Raw genomic sequence first — 3217 nt, forward strand, 5'->3', positions numbered from 1 at the left:
GGACAGCAGGCCGCCGCCGGCCCCGCCGCGTGACGGGCCGCCCGCGCCGGCCGCGGCCGTGGCGAACGCAGCCGCGGTGCGTGCGTCCAGACTGCCCACCGGCCCTGCCTGGTACCGGCGGGGCCACAGCGACGGCGTGATCCCGTTCGGGCGAGCAGGCTCCGCGGCCACCATCCGGTCCAGGCCCGGTGTGTCCGGAACGGACAGGAGGGAGCGGAACAGCGGGCATCGGGCGTCGAGCTCGGCGCGGGTGCCGATGTCCACCACACGTCCGCCGTCGAGCACCGCGATCCGGTCGGCGAGCGCGAGGGTGGAGGTTCGGTGCGCGATGACCAACGTGGTGCACTGCTTGGTCACCGTGCGCAGGGTGGTCTGGATCGCCGCCTCCACCCGGGCGTCCACCGCGGACGTCGCGTCGTCGAGAATCAGCAGCCTCGGGTCCACCAGCAGCGCACGGGCCAGCGCGATTCGTTGCCGTTGCCCGCCGGACAGGGTCAGCCCCTGCTCGCCGACCACGGTGTCGAACCCGTGCGGCAGGGCGTCGATGAACGCCTCCGCGTGTGCGGCTCGGGCGGCCTGGCGCACTTGGGAGTCGGTGGCTTCCGGCCGGCCGTAGGCGATGTTGGCACGTACGGTGTCCGACAGCAGGAAGCTGTCCTCGAAGACGATGGCGAGCCGGGAGCGCAGCGAGGCGGTCGTGAGGTCGCGGACATCCGTGCCACCGAGCCGCACGGAGCCCTGTGAGACGTCGTAGAACCGTGCCAGCAGCAACGCGACCGTCGACTTGCCCGACCCGGCCGCGCCGACCAGTGCCACGGTCTCCCCCGGCGCGATCCGCAGGGTCAGCCCGCGCAGCAGGGGATCCGCGCCGGCGTAGCCGAACACCACCCGGTCCAGTTCGACCGACAGCGGCTCCTCCGGCAGCTCGACGGCGTTCGGTGCGTCGACGGTGCCCGGCCGCTCGTCGATGATCTCCATCACCCGTTCGACGCTCGCCCTGGCCTCCTGACTGACGGTGAGCAGGGTGGCCAGTTGGCGCACCGGGCTGACGAACGCAGCGAGGTAGGTGGTGAACGCCACGAAGGTGCCGAGCGAGATGTGCCGGTGCAAGGCGAGCCAGCCGCCGAGAGCCAGCACGAGCACTTGGCCGAGCGCGGGAACCGCGTGCAGCGCGGGGTTGTACCGGCTGGTGAGCCTGGCCACGCGCAGCCGGGAGGCGAACAGCGTCCTCGCCCTGGTCTCCAGCTCGGATAGTTCGCGCTCCTCCTGCCCGAAGCCCTTGACCACACGCACACCGGTGACCGCGGCCTCCACTCCGGCGGCGATCTCCGCGGCCTGCTGCTGGGCATGCCAGTTGGCCGGGAACAGGTCGTGCCGGCTGCGGTAGGCGATGAACCACAGCGTGGGGCCGACGGCAAGCGCGATCACCGTCAACGTCGGCGACAGTACCGCCATGACCATGAGCGAGACCACGAACATCAGCAGGTTGCCGGTGACGTTCGGCAGCATCTGCAGCAGCATCTGGATCAGCGTGATGTCCGAGATCGAGCGGCTGACCACCTGCCCGGTCCGCAAGTCGTCCTGCTTGGCGCCGTCCAGCCGTAGCAACGTATCGAACACGTCGTTGCGCAGGTCGTACTGCACACCGAGGGACACCCTGCCGGACCGGTAGAGGCGCAGGTACCCGGCGCCGAACCGAATCGCCGCGAGGCCGACGAGTACTGCCACCCACCCCACGAGCGTGCCCCGCACACCGGCGGCCACGTCGTCCACCACGTGGCGCACGATCAGTGGCAGTACCGCGGTGGCGACGGCGGCGACCACGGCGGCGCCGTAGGACAACAGCAGGTTGCGCCGGTGCCGCAGGCAGTAGCCCAGCAGCCGGCGCAGCCAACCTGCTCCCACTCCCGCTCCCGGTTTCGGCGCGCTGGCCGCCGTTGCTGTCTCAGATGCCGGCGACAGAGTCGTCACAGAGCGGCTGCCAGTCCGCGGTCGCCTGTCGCGAACTGGTTCGCCGGGCGGGCCAGCCCGTAGTGCTGGCGCAGCGTGGTCGTCTCGTACTCGGTCCGGAACAGGCCCCGCTCCTGCAGGATCGGCACGACCTTGTCCACGAAGGACTCCAGCCCGGACGGGAGAACCGCGGGCATGATGTTGAATCCGTCTGCCGCGCCGTTGTCGAACCAGTACTGGATAGCGTCGGCCACCTGCACGGGTGTGCCGGCGAACGTGCGGTGCCCGCGACCGCCACCGAGCCGCCCGATCAGTTGGCGTACGGTCAGCCGCTCCCGGCGGGCCAGGGCGACGATCAGCGTGAAGCGGCTCTTGGCACCCTCGATCTCGTCCTCTGTAGGCAGGTTCTCCGGCAGCTCGCTGTCCAGGTCCAGCTCGTCCGGAGAGAGCTTGAACCGCTCCGCCAGCTGCCGCTTGGCATACTCGGGGACAATCAGCCGGTCCAACTCGGCTTCCAGTTCGTGCGCCTCCCGCTCGGTGTCGGCGATTACCGGCACGATGCCGGGCAGGATCTTCACCGTGTCCGGGTCCCGCCCCTCGCGCGCCATCCGGTCCTTCAGGTCGGCGTAGAAGGCCTTGCCTTCTTCCAGGGTCTGCTGGGCGGTGAACACCGCCTCGGCCCAGCGGGCGGCGAAGTTCCTACCGTCCTCGGAGGACCCGGCCTGCACCAGCAGCGGATAGGCCTGGGGTGAGCGCGGCACGTTCAACGGACCTCGTACCTTGAAGTACTTGCCCACATGGTCGATCACCTGTACCTGGTCGGCGTCCGCGTGCACCCCGCGTTCCTTGTCGGCGACGATCGCGTTGTCGGCCCAGCTGTCCCACAACTTCGTCGACACCTCAAGGAACTCCGCCGCACGCTCGTAGCGGTCACGGTGAGCCGGCAGGTCGTCGAGGCCGAAGTTCAGCGCGGCCTCGACGCCGGCTGTGGTGACGATGTTCCACCCGGCTCGGCCGCCGCTGATGTGGTCCAGCGAGGCGAACCGGCGGGCCAGGTTGTACGGCTCGTTGTAGGACGTCGAGGCAGTCGCGATCAGCCCGATGTGATCGGTCACCGCGGCCAGCGCGGTGAGCAGCAGCGTCGGCTCCAGCCGCCCGCCCGGTCGTCGTCCCGGGTTGCCTATCTGGACCGGGCTGTCGGCGAGGAACAGCGAGTCCAGCTTGCCGCGCTCGGCGATCCTCGCGAGGTTGCGGTAGTGCTCGACAT

The 3217-nt window shown here is 70.1% G+C and carries 2 protein-coding genes; both read right to left on the reverse strand.

Annotation, left to right across the window (positions count from 1 at the left end):
* Window positions 1-1905 (reverse strand): ABC transporter ATP-binding protein (locus DD1DGNOD_RS15930; RefSeq protein ID WP_241255758.1); only part of this gene is annotated, 1905 nt, incomplete at its 3' end.
* A 62-nt stretch (window positions 1906-1967) separates the two neighbouring features.
* On the reverse strand, window positions 1968-3217 hold a 1250-nt coding region (locus DD1DGNOD_RS15935), incomplete at its 5' end, for an LLM class flavin-dependent oxidoreductase (RefSeq protein ID WP_131770476.1).

The sequence above is a fragment of the Candidatus Protofrankia californiensis genome (assembly GCF_900634765.1).
GTDB lineage: Bacteria > Actinomycetota > Actinomycetes > Frankiales > Frankiaceae > Protofrankia > Protofrankia californiensis.